We start from the raw sequence: 15681 nt of genomic DNA on the forward strand, positions 1-15681 counted from the left end.
TGTTAAGTGGGGTAAATGTGAAATAATGTTAAATTTAAATAATTAAAGAAGGTATTTATATGTCAAAGTAAAAAGTTTATCGTAAATGAAAATATATGGAGGGGTGCTGCATGAGAAAGGGAAAGAAGTTACTTGTATTTTTATTTCCACTTGTTTTATCCCGCATTAACGGGCAGTAAGATCCCCACCTCAAAATTCAGCGAAAGAAGTTAGGTGGGGGGATCAACTGCCCGTAAAAGCCCGATTGGTTCAACTAATAATCATTGGGGATGAACAAAACCCCCAATGATTAAAGTTTCACTTTATTATGTGCCTGTGAGAATGAGATTGAAGATGCTAAAAGTGAAGAGTCTATAGTGATGGATATTGCTACAGCCGCGGTAAAGGAGGAATCTTTTTTTAGTGCTGCTATAAGAGATGAAAAAGAAAGAATATTAGATTTAGAGATTGCTGATAGCGAAGATAGTAACGAAATAAAAAATGATATTAATAAAAGATTGGTGATACAAGGTGTAACGTCTTATAAAATCAATATAACTCAAAGAAATAGAGAAGTTGTAAAGGCAGAGAGTAGATGGAATCAAGTTTTTGGACATATATTTGATGACGTATTCAGAAAAAATGGATATGAAGGGTTTGGTATTCAGCAAATAAATTATAAAAAGAATCAACCTGTTACCATTGATATAAAAACTAAGCTTAGCGATGATGAAGTAGGGGCGAGAGAACTTGGACAGAAAATAGAAAAAGAAGTTGAAGGGGTACTTAAAACAGAAGCAGTAAAGAAATGGATTGAAAATGATTCATATGCTATTGGGATTTACGATATAGATGATCGGAAAATTAACTAATTGAGGAATGAATGCTATATGAATAGAGAACCGATGTAATTAAATATAGAATTGCTGGAGGAGGTGTAATATGTATAAGTATTTACATATTTTAAACGACATAGAAAATATGATTCAAAATGGAGAAATAAAAGAAGGGAAGAAATTACCGTCTATACGGTCACTCGTTACGCAATATGAATGTAATAAGGCAACAGTTATACGTGCGCTTCATGAATTAGAAAAGCGTCACATTATATATTCTGTCCCTCAAAGTGGATACTACGTTGTTAAGAAATCTGGGAGTACCATAGAAAATAACGAGATAATTGATTTCGCTTCTTCAGCACCAGATCCAGATGTTTTCCCATATTTAGATTTTCAGCATTGCATTAATAAGGCTATTGATACTTATAAAAATGATTTGTTCGTATACGGAACACCGAAAGGGTTACCATCTTTAATTCCAGTCATTCAAAAACAGTTGGCAAATTATCAAGTGTTCACGAAAGAAGACAATATTTTTATAACGTCAGGTGTGCAGCAGGCGCTTGCTATATTAACTTCTATACCATTTCCGAATGGAAATGAAACTGTATTAATTGAACAGCCAACATATCATCTATATATTGATTATCTAGAAATAAATAAAGTTCCTGTAATCGGTATTAAACGTACGAATGAAGGTATCGATTTGAATGAATTGGAGCAAATATTTCAAACTGGAAAAATAAAATTCTTTTATACGATACCGAGATATCATCATCCGCTTGGAACTTCTTATTCTAAAGATGAGAAAGAAAAAATCGCACTATTGGCTAAGAAATACAATGTATTTATAGTGGAAGATGATTATTTAGCAGATTTAGAAACTGATTCAAAAGCAGATCCGTTATATAGCTTGGATAATTGTAGTCATGTCATATATTTGAAAAGTTATTCGAAGATTATTTTTCCTGGTTTAAGGGTTGGAGTTGCAGTCATCCCACCATCCATTGCAAATGCTTTCTATACATACAAAAAGATACTAGATATTGATAGTCCGATGATTTCTCAAGCGGCTTTAGAAATTTATATAAAGAGCGGTATGTTTGAACGTCATAAAAGTAAAATTAATTCTTCCTACTACAATAGATCAATAAAACTAGCAGAAACATTAGAAAAAGTGCAAAATGAAGATCAATCATTATTTACATATAATAGACAAAACACATTTGGAATACACACTTGTTTAGAAATGCAGAAAAACACAGTTACAGAAACACTTATACAAAAATTAGGTGACATGCAAATAAGTGTCGATACTATTGATAAGAATTATATGAGGAATTTTCCTAAAGAAAAACTGTTAAAGTTAAATGTTTCGAATGTAAAAGAAGATAAGATTGAAGAAGGTATTCGTAAAGTAATTGAGGAAATCAACCAATCAAGACACTTGAATTTTCAGTTTAGAAAAGAATAATTTGAATTAGGAGGTTTGTTGTGAGGCGCCAAATAATTCTCTTGTTTGTGTGTGCCGCTATAATAATTGGAGCTATAGTTGTGACTAAATATTATAAAAAAGATGACCAATGCATCGCGGTTGGTAAGTATTCAAGAGGTATTATCGTAGATCAAAATAACGAACCTATATCTAATGTGAAAATATATGAAGATTCAATTGAAGAAAGTAAGGAACGCAGTATTTCAAATGCACAAGGTGAATTTGAAATACTAGATGGGGTTTGTGGTGAGATTGTTTTACAATTAGTTACTCCAGATGGAGAAATCTATACGAGAAAATATGATAGTAAGTATATACCACAAGTAATAGAACTGAGTTATAAAAAGTAAGGGGGATTACATGTAACCATTACAAGGAACTGAGTTTAATTAATATTTTTTAGAGCACTCAATAGTGAACTGCACCCCAATTGTTAGACACAGTCTAACAATTGGAGGTGCAGTTTTTCTATGGCTAAATTTACAGCTGATGAAAAAATACAAATCGTTCTACGTTATTTGAACGGAAATGAAAGTTATCGAGAAATGGGTAGATCGCTCGGTATAAGTGACACAATCATTTTGAATTGGGTAAACCAATATAAACAGAATGGTCTGGAAGCTTTTCTAAAACGATGTACAAATTACACACAACAATTTAAACTAGACGTACTAAACTTTATGATTGAAAACGGTATGTCCTTATTTGAGACGGCAGCTATCTTTAATATTCCTGCCCCTTCAACGATTTCTGTTTGGAAAAAACAGCTCGAAACACAAGGAATTGATGCCCTTCAATCTAAGAAAAAGGGGCGTCCATCCATGAAAAAAGATTCAAATAAACAATTAAAACAACATTTAGCTGAAGGGTCAGTCGAAGCACTTGAAGCACGCATTAAACAGCTTGAGATGGAAAATGAGTACTTAAAAAAGTTAAATGCCTTAGTTCAAAACAAGGAAAAATCACAAAACAAGACAAAGCGCAAGTAGTCTATGAATTAAGGCATAAATATTCGGTGAAGGCACTCGTGGAGCTAGCTACTATTCCTCGAAGCACGTATTATGATTTAGTAAAGAAAATGAATCGTCCAGATGTAGATGCCGATTTGAAAGCTGAGATTAAAGCGATTTATGAGGAAAATGAAGGTCGTTATGGTTACCGTCGCATTCGTGATGAATTAACGAATCGTGGCCAGAAAGTGAACCACAAGAAGGTTCAGCGCATTATGAAAGAGCTTGGGTTAAAGTGTGTTGTGCGTATGAAGAAATATAAATCCTATAAAGGAAAAGTCGGTAGAATTGCACCTAATATTTTAGAGCGTAATTTTCATACAGATGCACCGAATCAAAAGTGGGTAACAGACATCACAGAGTTTAAATTGTTTGGAGAAAAACTGTATGTATCACCTGTATTAGATTTGTATAATGGTGAAATTATTACCTATACAATTGGTTCTAGACCGACGTATTCGCTTGTTTCAGACATGTTAGAGAAAGCATTGGAACGTTTACCTGAAACGCACCAGCTACTGATGCATTCGGATCAAGGATGGCATTATCAAATGAGACAATACGTCCGTACACTAGAATCAAGAGCTATCGTCCAGAGTATGTCTCGAAAAGGCAACTGTTACGACAACGCAGTAATAGAAAATTTCTTTGGGATTATGAAATCGGAGTTCCTCTACATAAAAGAATTTGAAAATGTAGAGCACTTTAAAATAGAATTAGAAAAATATATAGATTATTATAATACGAAACGGATTAAGGCAAAATTAAAAATGAGCCCGGTACAATACCGGACTCACTTTTATCAAGCTGCCTAATCAAATAACCGTGTCTAACTTTTAGGGGTCACTTCATAGCTGAGTGCTCTTTTTATTTATGACATAAGTGTTTAAAATGGAAATAAACTACCAATTAATGATACTCTTAAAGTATAGCTTTTATTTTGAATAGGAGGGCGATGGAGTCTATGGCGGTACGTATAGTCGATGATTTACAGCAATTATCATTGTTACTTATGTTTTAAGTACACTCATATTTTACAGATACTTAAAGAAGGTTAAACGAGAGAGAAAACTGACTGGCTTTGAATGGACAATGTATTTTGTCACTCAATTTGCGACATTAATTTGGGCAATTACTTATTTTATTAAACACTTAGCTGAATCATAAATACTAATCAATCTAGTTTACTGTTATCTATTTGGGATATAAATATAGTCCGTATCTAAATCAATGACAACATTGCTAGTGACGTCTTCTTGTAGTAACTTTGGATTTTTTTTGTAATAATATCGTACACAAAATAAGCGTAGCAGATCCTCATTAGATATCTCTTCATTTCTTACATTTAAATACATCGTTATTAATTCGTTAATAGAACAGTTACGGCCAATAACATACTCGTTTATTCTATATCCATCAAATTCAATTATCATGTTATCACTGTTGGGTGCTAGCCAACGTTATAGCTTTAATTTTGGATGAATCTATTATACATTGTTTGAAATTTAGTGAGAATATATTTTTATAAAGTGAGAGGATATGAATGGAACAGTATAAGTTAGTTTTAGAAGGTGCGAAACAACTTAAGTGGGAACCGGGTAAAATTAGATCCATACAGGACGATGAAATTATTGTTAAAACAATTGCAGGAGCTATAAGCATTGGGGCCGAGTTACCACAGTATAATGGATCCGATGTTACGGATACGAATCTTTTTTATCCAAGAAAAACTGGATATGAAAGTTATGGTGAAGTGATTGAAGTTGGTAATAAAGTAACACATGTAAACGTAGGCGATAAAGTAGTTTTTTTTATGGACATGAAACAATAGGGATAGTTAAGGGGCATAAAGTAATTCGAGTGCCTAGTTCTATACAACCTAAAGTTGCTTTATTATCTATTCTTTCGTGTGATGCCGCTAAAGGAGTATTGAAACTAAACCCGCAACAGGATGAAAAAGTACTTATAACTGGAATGGGAGTTATTGGTTTACTCGCTTGTTATTTCTTAAAATACTATGTAGGCGTTGAGCACGTGGATGTTGTTGAGCCTAATAAAAATAGAAGAGATTTTGCAAAGAATTTTGGTGCGAAAAACATATATGATTCAGAAGAAAAAATAATAGAAACATATAATTATGGTTTCGAATGTTCTGCTACAAATAGTGGATTTCATGCATTGCAAAAAGCTCTTAAAACTAATGGACAAATATGTATACTTTCTGATGGTAATAATGAAATTATCGCATCAGACGGGATAAGCTCGTTTATACATGTTGAAGATGCTGCAAGAGCTACTATGCTAGCCCTTAATTGGCCTTCAGGAATCGTAAATATTGTAGATAATTATCCAGCAACTAGTAAAGAATGGTTACCAATATATGCAGCAGCGATAGGGGCACCTCAGCCTAAAGTTCAAGATGGGAAAAATAGTTGGGAAAGAGGAGCTTCCAATAATAAGGCACGTAAAGAGTATGGTTGGATACCTTTATTTCCATCATGGTCTGAAGGATTTAACAACTTAATAGGTAAGTAAAACACACCTTTAATGGGAATGATAGTAAAATACACCATTAAAGGATTGGGTAGTTATGAATATAATTTTGGAAAGTATTATATTAACTTTTACTGGAATAATTGTTTTGAAAATGACAGGTAGTACATCTGCCAGCCAAATGACAAGAGCTGAAATCATTATAGTTGTATCAATTGGCCGTATTATTGTAGAACCTGTATTAAGTAGAAAAGTAGTCCCCTCTATATTTGCGGCTATCATATTTGCAAGCATATTACTTATCATTCATTTCTTTGAATTGAAATCAAGGAAGGTGGAACAATTCCTAAATGGAAGTAGCATTATAATTGTTGAAAACGGAGAGATTGTAAAAGAGAATTTGATGCAGGCAAAAATGTCGGAACAACAACTTTATATGCAATTAAGAGAAAAAGGGATTCATGACGTAAAGAGTTTACAGCAAGTTACAGCGGAACCGAATGGGCGTATTGGTTATCAATTAATAAAAGAAGCACAACCAATAACTTTAGAAATGTTAGAAAAAGTATTAGATCGGTACAATATAAAAAGATAATTTCTCATGAGAAACAGCCAATACTACCATAAAAATATTGGCTGTTTTTTTATTTTCTATAAACGTAAGGATTAATAAAATAGGGTAGATTTTTAACCAATCTTTATATTAGATATAGGCTTATTATTATGCTATATTCAATGGAGCTACGATGACTAAGGTAAGTGGTATGAGTAGAAGAAAAAACTGTATAGCAAATACAAAAATGCTTTTAATTTGATACTAAAAATGGATTGAAAATAAGGAGATAGATACATAATGGAATTTTGGGAATCAAGTTTTATTGAAAAACAAACGATGTGGGGATTTGAACCTACAGAATCTGCAATTTGTACAAAAGATTTTTTCCTTGAAAAGAACGTTAAGGATATATTAGTTCCTGGTATTGGATATGGAAGAAATGCAAAGGTTTTTATCGATAATGGTATAAATGTAACAGGTATTGAGATTTCAAAAACAGCCATTAATTTAGCAATGCAAAATGGCCTAGAAGATATTAGTATCTATCACGGTTCGGTAAATGAGATGCCTTTTGATAACAAATCATATTAGGGTATATATAGTCATGCACTTCTACATTTGTTGAATAAGCAAGAGAGAGAGCAATTTATTAAAGGTTGTTATAATCAGCTAAAACCAGGTGGATATATGGTTTTCACAACTGTTTCTCAAAAAGCCCCAATGTTTGGGAAGGGGAAACAGTTGGATAAAGACTATTTCGAAATAATGGAAGGCGTAAAAATGTTATTCTATAATTCTGAATCTATAAAACGAGATTTTAATAAATATGGACTAGTACAAGTTTCCGAAATTGATGAACCAAATAAGAACATGGAGAATAAACCTTCAATAAATTTCTTAATGATAAAATGCCAGAAAGAACTATAAATAAAAGTTTTTAAATATTTCTAAAGATATTTATATATTGATTATGCACAAATATAAAGGACAAGCATATAGTATAAATACCTCTTAACTTTAAGTAACCTTAACTTTCGTTAATAGGGTATCTCAAAATCCCCGAAAAGAGCACTTGCGGAAACAAGTGCTCTTTTATTTGGAATTTTAAACCATAAATATTGCATAAAATGTTAAACTTGAAAAGAGTACTTTTTTTATTTAAAACTGTAGTATATGAATGGAGTGTTATTGAATGCAAACAAGAAAAGCATATCTATATGTATTTGACACGATGTCTGATTGGGAATACGGACATTTAATTGCTGAAATTAATACAGGAAGATATTTCAAAAAAGATGTAGCGCCTTTTAAAGTAGTAACAGTTGGAATAAATAAAGAAACGATTATTTCAATGGGGGGCTTGAATATAAAGCCGGATATTTCCCTAGATGAATGTATCCTTGAGAGTAACGATCTATTAATTTTACCTGGAGGGAATACTTGGAGTGAAGAAATACATAAACCTATTTTGAAAAAAGTTGGTGAAGCCTTAAGGCTTGGTACAATTGTGGCTGCCATTTGCGGTGCAACTATAGGTCTTGCAAATTACGGTTACTTGGATTCTATAAATCACACAAGTAATAATTTAGATTATATGAAAATGGTTTGTCCTACTTATAAAGGAGAAAATTTTTATGAAGTAGGACCTGTAGCATCCAGTGAAAATCTTATTACTGCATCGGGTGTAGCACCTCTAGAATTTGCCATGGAAGTATTAAGGAAATTAGATGTATTTGCGCCGGATACACTTCATTCATGGTATAAATTGAATGAGACTCATGAAGTGGAATATTTCTTCCAGTTAATGAATTCAATTAATAGCTGAGTAGTATTTCGAATGAAAATTATATTTTAGATGATGCGAAAACTAATAACAAAATAAAAGGTAAGGGTATTCCTATGAATATATGAGGAAATATTCTTACTTTTTATAGTGTTATTTCTGAACGACAAACGTAATGGCATTTGTTTTTAATTGAACGTGTCTTTCATTACGAACTATATTATAAGCTAATTCCTTTATTTCAACTTTTAGTTTTTTCCATTCTTTATAAATGCTTTTTAAAGCACTTATCATTTCTTCGGTTGAAAGATTAATTTCAATTAAAGCTTCTAATTCTTCATTCGTTATTGAATCAATTTCTTGTATGTTAGAGTTAATAATTAAACAATTAATACCGCCGTTTTTTGTACCTCTTTTCATAGATTGGAGTACATTTTTAAAATCTTCTTCTGATTTGACATGTTCCAAACTTGATACTGCAACGATATAGTCATAAGTATTAGATCTAATATGATAGTTTTCAATTGCTGCTTGTTCTGTTTTTATAACCTCGAATACGTCATGTTCTTTGCTATAAATTTGTAGCTTTGTTAAAGCGGAATCAAGTAAATCAACACATGTAACAGTTCCGCTAGCATTTTTAATCTTTTGTGCAATTGGAATGCTATTTCTACCGACGCCAGAGCCAAGATCAAGCACTTGTAATTTGTTTTTCTCTTCAAAGTAGTCCATTAAATCCATAACTGTTTTAACCGGCTTGTGAAGCCAAGATCCAGTTTCAAATAGTTTATATTGTTCATAGCAAAGATCGTGATATTCCTTTTCTTCTTGTCTTATGTAATCGATACGGTTCATATTGTGTCAGTTCCAATATTTTCATTACAAAATGAATAGGTGGGGCAGCCTTTAACATTTGTTTGAATTCGAAAAATACCACCAGCATGTGGATACTGTTTTAATTCGTCATCCGTCATTCTTGTTCTGGCTGTTGTAACATATAAATCAGTTAAGTTAGGCCCACCAAACGTACATGATGTTACATATAACGCAGGAATTGGAATACTTAATATTTGTTCTCCAGTAGAGGGATTCCATCTAGTTATTTTTGAACCTCCCCAATGTGCAATCCATAAACAACCTTCTTCGTCAATTGTCATACCATCAGGTAGACCGTCATTTTCAGAGAAAATGATTACATCACTTGGATTATGAATTTCTCCAGTACGTATATTATATTGATAGCGAACCACTTTTTTAGTAGGTGTATCTATAAAGTAAAGGTATGTATGATCAGGTGACCAAGCCATTCCGTTTGAAGTATTTACATGTGAAATTTTTTTCTCTACACTCAAATTATTATGTAAACAATATAAGGAACCTGCAGCATTAATACCGTATGTATCTGTAGTACCTGCCCAGAAACGACCAGCGGGATCACATTTTCCATCGTTAAAACGATTTTCTATTAAATGTTGTTCGGGGTCAAAAATATGTGTCAGTTTTTCTGTATTTACATTAATAGAATAAAAGCCGTTTTCCATAGCTAAGAGTAGTACATCCTCTAAATATGGAACAACACAGCCAATTTGTTGATTGAGAGCAATTACTCGGTTCGTATTAGCGGTAGGATTGTATATGCATAATTTTCTCTCCATAATATCAACCCAATATAAAAGTTGCTTTTTTTCATTCCAACATGGTCCTTCAGCTAAACTTGCTTTAGCATCTAAAACTAATTCTATATTACTGAACAAGATGTTCACCTCGCGTTATAAGATATTAATATAATTCGATAAGAATAGAGGTAAACCTTTTAGTCAAAGGATATTAAAATTTATAATGTAGAAAAATGACCTTCTCACAAGTGATTAAAAAAGTGTATAAACAAGGAGAGGAAAATGCATATGATGTTTTATGAAATTGTTTGCTTTTCTTGTAAGAATATATTTCGTGTTTACGAAGGTAGTGAAAAATATAAGCGATTTAAAGAGAAACCAAAAGGGGCATATTGTTGTGATGAGTGTAGCCACAAAATTCAATTAGAAGCGATAAAGAATTTTTTTAGATAATTTTACGATTTCGATTCGGAAAAGTTTGACAATAAAAGTGTTATAAATTATCATATTAAAAAACTAATATTTAAGGCATAGAAGAGAAGAGTAGTTAAGAAAGAATACGTACAGAGAGCTCTGGTAGCTGAGAAAGAGCGGTATACATCTTAACGAAAAAAGACTTGGAGCTGCGCAAGGAACTAATTTATTTAGGGATGGTGCGACGGGTTCTCCCGTTATAGAGATAGGGTATAAGCATATTTTGCCGTACCTGAAGAGGTTAATATGGTGACATATTAACAAACTGAGGTGGTACCGCGAAGCTAACAACTCTCGTCCTCAAGATGAATAATCTTGGGGGTGAGAGTTTTTTTGTTGCATAAAACTGGAAATTAGAAAACAAAAAATAATTGAGGTGAGTAATATATGCATTGGGCGTATGAAGTAGCACATGAATTAATTAGGAAACATCCAAATAAAGAAACGTTTGTTTGTGCATCTGGAATTAGTCCGTCAGGTTCTGTTCATATTGGGAACTTTCGTGAAATCGTAACGACTTATTTCGTAGTAAGAGCACTTCAAGATTTAGGGAAAAAGACTCGTTTTATATTTTCGTGGGATGATTATGATAGGTTTAGAAAAGTTCCAAAAAATATTGATCCATCTTTTGCAAAGTATATTGGTATGCCATACTGTGATATTCCAGATCCGTATGGATGTCATAACTCGTATGCGGAGCATTTTGAAAAAGAGTTTGAAAAATCGCTTCAAGCATTTGGAATTGGAGTGGAATTTATTTATCAACATGATGAATATAGAAGCGGAAGGTATAACGAAAATATATTAGAGGCTTTGTATAAACGAAAAGATATATATGATATTTTAATGGATTTTAAAACTGGAGAGTGTAGTGAAGAAGAGCGAGAGAGCTTTTATCCAGCTACATTATATTGTGAGAGGTGCGGGAAAGATACAACAACTATTACACATTTTGATGAAGTATTAAAAACAATCCGGTATGAATGTGAATGCGGAAATGAAAAAGAGTTATCCGTATTAAATACAAATAAAATGAAACTAAATTGGAAAATCGATTGGCCGATGAGATGGATGATAGAGGAGGTTGTTTTTGAGCCGGGTGGCAGAGACCATTCAGCAGAAACGGGTAGTTATAATGTATCAAAAGAAATTGCAAGGAAAATATTCAATCGTGAAGCTCCTCATTATGTTGCTTATGATTTTATTGGAATTAAAGGCAATCATGAAAAAATGTCTAGTTCTTCAGGAAATAGTATTACACCTAGTGAGTTGTTAAAAGTGTATTTACCAGAAGTAATTCTGTTTATGTTTGCAAAATATAGACCAAACGCAGCTTTTCATATCGGTCTTGATGAAGATGTGATTCGCAATTATACAGAATATGAGCGATTGAAAGATAGTTATGAAAATAAAACGCTCAAAAATGAAGATTTACTTGATGCAATTAAACTTTCTAGAGTTACTATCGGGTTTAAAGAATATCCGAAATTTAATCAAGTAGCAGGAACGTTACCATTATTAAATTTTGATTCAACTATTTTACAGGGGATATTAAAGAAAATAGATAGGAGCTATGCATTAGATGAAATGAGAGCGGTGAGTAATCGCACAGAGTATTGGATAAGAAATTTTCAATCTGAAAAATTAATTGCGGTAAATCAAGAGAGAAATACAGAGTTTTACAACACATTGGATGAAAGACAGAAAGAATGGTTAGTAGAAGTTTGCGATATACTTCGTTCTAACAAAGATTACTCTCACTTAATGGAGCAATTATATGCGATTTGTCATCATGAAAATAAAAAAATAATGAAAGAAAATCAAAAACAATTATTCACTATTATATATAAGCTCATTATGAATCAATCAAATGGTCCTCGTATACCATTATTAATACATGTAGTAGGCATAGAAAATTTCATCACACTATTAGATTTCTAAAACACAGTTAAAAGCAACGCAAGTACCAAAATTTCTAAGTACTTGCGTTGCAAATTTTACTATCGTGAATACATTTTCGGACATTCATCACCACTTGGTTCATAAAAACAATGGCTTTTAAACTGTCCTACAAATGGCTGATTATACCATTCAGGCGGACAAGCTCCAACTGGACGGAAATACCAAAGAGCCCATCGTGCAGGCCAGCGCCATTGACCTTGTAAAACTTTTCGTGCGATTTCTTTTTCTGATTCACGAGCGCGTTGATAAAAATATCCATATTGTACTGCTTCAAATCCGCCGGGGCTTTGATATACAGCGTCTCGTACGGTACGGAGTTGTTTAAAATCTAAGCAATCACAAAATACACGGTTTACTACAACGCATCCAACTAACTCCTCACCTTGGCGACCTTCGCCTTCAGCTTCAGCACGAATTAATCGAGCTAGTAAATCAACATCACTTTCGTTGTATGGAATAAGGGGCATAGTGATACCACCTTTCTGTTATAGTAAAGAGTGTATGTTATAAAACAATCTGCGTGCTTTTTTACATGAAAATAACATTTAATTTTAAGAGGAGCTTGTATAAAAAAAGCTAATTAGTAATAGTAGATAAATATAAAAGGGAGAGGTATTATGTATCGAATTCATAAAGACCATATCATTTACTCAATGTCACCAGAAAATAAGCCGTGTATGGAAGTAGAAATTGGGAGCAGTCTTGTATTTGAAACATATGATTGCTTTGAAAATCAAATCGATTCTGAAGATGTTGTGTTACAAGAATTAGATTGGAACCGAATTAATCCAGCGACTGGACCTGTATATGTTAAAGGAGCAGAACCTGGCGATATATTAGTCGTAACGATTGAAAAAATTGAAATTGCAGAGCAGGGTGTTTTAACTACAGGTGCAAACCTTGGTGTAATGGGTGATGAGTTAAATGAAAATACAGTGAAAATTGTCCCAATACATAATGAATATGTTTTGTTTTCAAGTGAACTACAAATCCCGATTAATCCAATGATTGGGGTAATTGGTACTGCACCGAAAGAAGAGAGCATTTCATGTGGCACACCGCATGATCACGGCGGGAATATGGACTGTAAAGAAATTAAAGAAGGAACAACACTACTACTACCAGTTAATGTCCCAGGAGCACTATTAGTATTAGGTGATTTACACGCAGCAATGGGTGATGGTGAAATTGGTGTTAGTGGTGTAGAGGTTGCTGGTGAGGTAACGGTAACAGTTCAAACGATAAAAGGAAAACAATGGCCATTACCAATGGCTATTCAAAAAGAAAAAATGATGACGATTGCTTCAGAGAAATTGTTAGATGATGCAGCAAATCGTGCTGTACGTAATATGGTGACATTTTTACATGAAGAATTAGCAATGTCTAAAGCTGATGCAACGCTTTTATTATCGGCAGCAGGTAATTTAAAAGTTTGCCAAGTTGTGGATCCGCTGAAAACAGCGCGTATGGAACTAGGAATGGATTATGTGGAGAAACTAGGATTTACTTTTAGTAAATTTCATATTAAATAGATAAGGGACGAAAAAGGATACTTTCGTATAAAAGCATCCTTTTTTTAATTTACTGATTTTGTGAAAAGAGGTAGTATTTATTTTATATAAGTATATTTGAGATTGTGGATTAAAAAGGAGTTCAATAATGGTCAAAATTATGATTGTAGAAGACGATATGAAAATTGCAGAACTATTATCGACACATGTTGCGAAATATGGTTATCAAGGAGTTATTGTATCGGACTTTCAAAATGTATTAAACATTTTTTTAGAAGAACAACCAGAGTTAGTTTTATTAGATATTAATTTACCGAGTTTTGATGGGTACTTTTGGTGTCGTCAAATTCGCGGTGTTTCTACATGTCCGATACTATTCATTTCGGCCCGTGAAGGCACGATGGATCAAGTTATGGCGTTAGAAAACGGTGGCGATGATTTTATTCCGAAGCCTTTTCATTATGAAGTTGTAGTGGCGAAAATTCGTAGTCATTTAAGACGTGCATATGGAGATTATGCACCGAAACTAGAAGAGCGAATGATTGAGCAACAAGGCCTTTGTTTATATCCTGAAAGGCTTGTATTGAAACTTAGAAACGACGAAATTGATATAACGAGAAACGAAGCTATTTTATTAGAGACATTAATGAAAAATTATCCGCGTATTGTGAGTAGAGAAGTGTTACTTAATAAATTATGGGATAGTGAATCTTATGTTGATGATAATACATTAAGTGTAAATACAACACGTGTGCGTAAAAAGTTACAAACGTTACATATAGAAGGTGCGATTGAAACGATTCGTAGTGTTGGATATAGATTGCACATTACTTGGGATAATGGTATAGAAAAATGATAAGGTTGTTTATACGTGATCATATACCAGTTATTTGCTTTACCATAATTCAACTACTAGCTATATTTCTCGTATATTGGTTTGATGGGCATAATCATATTACAACGGCGTTATACGCAATGTTTCTAGGTGTTTTCTTTATGGGAAGTTATTTAGTGTTTCGTTATTTTACACATCGTTCTTTTTATGAGCGCCTAGCAAACCCGATGCAATCTTTAGATGAATCTGTTCAAAAATCTGATTTTGCAGCTGTATCGGCTGCTCTTCAAGAACTACTTGAGGTGCAATATCGACATTATCAAAATCAGCTGCAAATACAAGAGAGAAAAAATAATGACCATTTAACCTTTATGAATCAGTGGATCCATCAAATGAAAACACCTTTATCTGTAATAGAATTAATTACACAGGATGAAGTAGATTCACGTTTTGAAAGTATAAATGAGGAAACAGACCGATTAAAAAAGGGATTGGAAATGGCTCTATATGTCGCACGATTAGAAGCGTTCACACAAGATTTTTATGTAGAAAGGGTACAACTACATAAAATAGTGAATGATTCGGTACATGAACATAAACGTTTCTTTATACGGAATTTTGTATATCCAGAGCTTGAAATTGATAAGGACATTACTGTAGAAAGTGATGTGAAATGGTTAAAGTTTTTAATCGGACAAATACTATCGAATGCGATTAAGTATTCATCAGGTAGTAGAGAAAAGATTAAAATGAAAGCTTGTAAGGAAGGTAATACCGTTATACTTGAAATTGCTGATAATGGCGTAGGTATACCGAAGCAAGATTTACCAAGAGTATTCAAACCTTTCTTTACAGGAGAAAACGGTAGAGATTTTAAAGAATCAACAGGAATGGGGCTATATCTTGTATATGAAATTACAAAACAATTAGGACATAGTGTGGAAATCCATTCAGAAGTTGGTAAAGGTACGGTAGTGCGAGTAATATTTTTTAATGTGTAAAAAGTAATCAAGGCTAAAGAACTTTGGAGATAAGTTTTTTAGCCTTGTTTTGTACCCTTGATAACATTGGAGAATGAAATATTCTATAGATAAGAGAGGCAAAATGAACCCAATAAGAATAAATGTA

Annotated in this window: 17 protein-coding genes, 2 pseudogenes and 1 other annotated feature; of the genes and pseudogenes, 15 read left to right on the forward strand and 4 right to left on the reverse strand. The window is 32.9% G+C overall.

Annotated features, from left to right (window positions below; genetic code table 11):
* Positions 1 to 359 precede the first annotated feature (359 nt).
* From NZ044_RS12695 to NZ044_RS12715, 5 genes and pseudogenes are all read left to right on the forward strand, one after another.
* Positions 360 to 851, forward strand: coding sequence for a DUF4030 domain-containing protein (locus NZ044_RS12695; protein ID WP_074790134.1), 492 nt, complete (start codon positions 360 to 362; stop codon positions 849 to 851).
* A 70-nt stretch (positions 852 to 921) separates the two neighbouring features.
* Positions 922 to 2292, forward strand: coding sequence for an aminotransferase-like domain-containing protein (locus NZ044_RS12700; protein ID WP_000280114.1), 1371 nt, complete (start codon positions 922 to 924; stop codon positions 2290 to 2292).
* A gap of 20 nt (positions 2293 to 2312) precedes the next feature.
* On the forward strand, positions 2313 to 2663 hold the full coding sequence (locus tag NZ044_RS12705; RefSeq protein WP_001254186.1) for a hypothetical protein: 351 nt from the start codon (positions 2313 to 2315) through the stop codon (positions 2661 to 2663).
* Positions 2664 to 2783: 120 nt separating this feature from the next.
* Positions 2784 to 4138 (forward strand): IS3 family transposase gene (locus NZ044_RS12710; protein ID WP_085959122.1). Its coding sequence is split into 2 segments (ribosomal slippage): positions 2784 to 3237 and positions 3237 to 4138, totalling 1356 coding nucleotides; the frame shifts between segments, so codons are not numbered across the junction.
* Between the two features lie 149 nt (positions 4139 to 4287).
* Positions 4288 to 4490, forward strand: a pseudogene (locus tag NZ044_RS12715) (hypothetical protein).
* Between the two features lie 23 nt (positions 4491 to 4513).
* On the opposite strand, the gene NZ044_RS12720 reads toward NZ044_RS12715, so the two are convergent.
* Positions 4514 to 4756 carry a hypothetical protein gene (locus NZ044_RS12720; protein WP_015945790.1) on the reverse strand — a complete coding sequence of 81 codons (243 nt, stop codon included), beginning with the start codon at positions 4754 to 4756 and terminating at the stop codon, positions 4514 to 4516.
* 110 nt (positions 4757 to 4866) lie between these two features.
* Here NZ044_RS12720 and NZ044_RS12725 point away from each other — a divergent pair, with 110 nt between their 5' ends.
* From NZ044_RS12725 to NZ044_RS12745, 5 genes and pseudogenes are all read left to right on the forward strand, one after another.
* Positions 4867 to 5154 (forward strand): alcohol dehydrogenase catalytic domain-containing protein, encoded by a 288-nt coding sequence (locus NZ044_RS12725; protein WP_253262803.1) that lies wholly within the window; start codon positions 4867 to 4869, stop codon positions 5152 to 5154.
* A gap of 29 nt (positions 5155 to 5183) precedes the next feature.
* Entirely contained in the window at positions 5184 to 5858 is a 675-nt protein-coding gene (locus tag NZ044_RS12730) for a zinc-binding dehydrogenase (RefSeq protein ID WP_002082729.1), read from the forward strand.
* 55 nt (positions 5859 to 5913) lie between these two features.
* A complete protein-coding gene (locus tag NZ044_RS12735) occupies positions 5914 to 6411 on the forward strand; it encodes a DUF421 domain-containing protein (RefSeq protein ID WP_001021412.1) in 498 nt (165 codons plus the stop codon).
* Positions 6412 to 6669: 258 nt separating this feature from the next.
* Positions 6670 to 7299 (forward strand): annotated as a pseudogene (locus NZ044_RS12740) (class I SAM-dependent methyltransferase).
* Between the two features lie 265 nt (positions 7300 to 7564).
* Entirely contained in the window at positions 7565 to 8197 is a 633-nt protein-coding gene (locus tag NZ044_RS12745; protein WP_118961897.1) for a type 1 glutamine amidotransferase family protein, read from the forward strand.
* A gap of 111 nt (positions 8198 to 8308) precedes the next feature.
* Here the strand turns inward: NZ044_RS12745 and NZ044_RS12750 are convergent, their stop codons facing one another.
* Positions 8309 to 9010, reverse strand: coding sequence for a class I SAM-dependent methyltransferase (locus NZ044_RS12750; RefSeq protein WP_001079445.1), 702 nt, complete (start codon positions 9008 to 9010; stop codon positions 8309 to 8311).
* Positions 9007 to 9909, reverse strand: a complete 903-nt coding sequence (locus NZ044_RS12755) for an SMP-30/gluconolactonase/LRE family protein (RefSeq protein WP_000492426.1) — start codon at positions 9907 to 9909, stop codon at positions 9007 to 9009. The genes NZ044_RS12750 and NZ044_RS12755 overlap by 4 nt, the downstream gene beginning before the upstream one ends.
* Positions 9910 to 10053: 144 nt before the next feature.
* On the opposite strand from NZ044_RS12755, the gene NZ044_RS12760 reads away from it, so the two are divergent.
* Positions 10054 to 10224, forward strand: a complete 171-nt coding sequence (locus tag NZ044_RS12760; RefSeq protein ID WP_000551042.1) for a DUF2197 domain-containing protein — start codon at positions 10054 to 10056, stop codon at positions 10222 to 10224.
* A gap of 69 nt (positions 10225 to 10293) precedes the next feature.
* Positions 10294 to 10550, forward strand: a binding site (T-box leader).
* 82 nt (positions 10551 to 10632) lie between these two features.
* Positions 10633 to 12186, forward strand: coding sequence for a lysine--tRNA ligase (gene lysS / locus NZ044_RS12765; RefSeq protein ID WP_000558611.1), 1554 nt, complete (start codon positions 10633 to 10635; stop codon positions 12184 to 12186).
* A gap of 59 nt (positions 12187 to 12245) precedes the next feature.
* Here lysS and NZ044_RS12770 read toward each other — a convergent pair whose 3' ends face one another.
* Positions 12246 to 12674 (reverse strand): cell wall hydrolase, encoded by a 429-nt coding sequence (locus NZ044_RS12770; RefSeq protein ID WP_001128402.1) that lies wholly within the window; start codon positions 12672 to 12674, stop codon positions 12246 to 12248.
* A 150-nt stretch (positions 12675 to 12824) separates the two neighbouring features.
* Here NZ044_RS12770 and NZ044_RS12775 point away from each other — a divergent pair, with 150 nt between their 5' ends.
* The 3 genes from NZ044_RS12775 (at position 12825) to NZ044_RS12785 (ending at position 15554) form a co-directional block, all read left to right on the forward strand.
* Entirely contained in the window at positions 12825 to 13739 is a 915-nt protein-coding gene (locus NZ044_RS12775; protein WP_098506091.1) for an acetamidase/formamidase family protein, read from the forward strand.
* Positions 13740 to 13866: 127 nt separating this feature from the next.
* Complete coding sequence (locus NZ044_RS12780; protein WP_098506093.1) at positions 13867 to 14574, forward strand: response regulator transcription factor; 708 nt, start codon at positions 13867 to 13869, stop codon at positions 14572 to 14574.
* Positions 14571 to 15554, forward strand: coding sequence for a sensor histidine kinase (locus NZ044_RS12785; protein WP_002082724.1), 984 nt, complete (start codon positions 14571 to 14573; stop codon positions 15552 to 15554). Before NZ044_RS12780 ends, NZ044_RS12785 begins: the two co-directional genes overlap by 4 nt.
* Positions 15555 to 15681: the final 127 nt, after the last annotated feature.

Origin of the sequence: Bacillus sp. FSL K6-1338, from assembly GCF_038006965.1 — a bacterium.
Classification (GTDB): Bacteria; Bacillota; Bacilli; order Bacillales; family Bacillaceae_G; genus Bacillus_A; species Bacillus_A thuringiensis_S.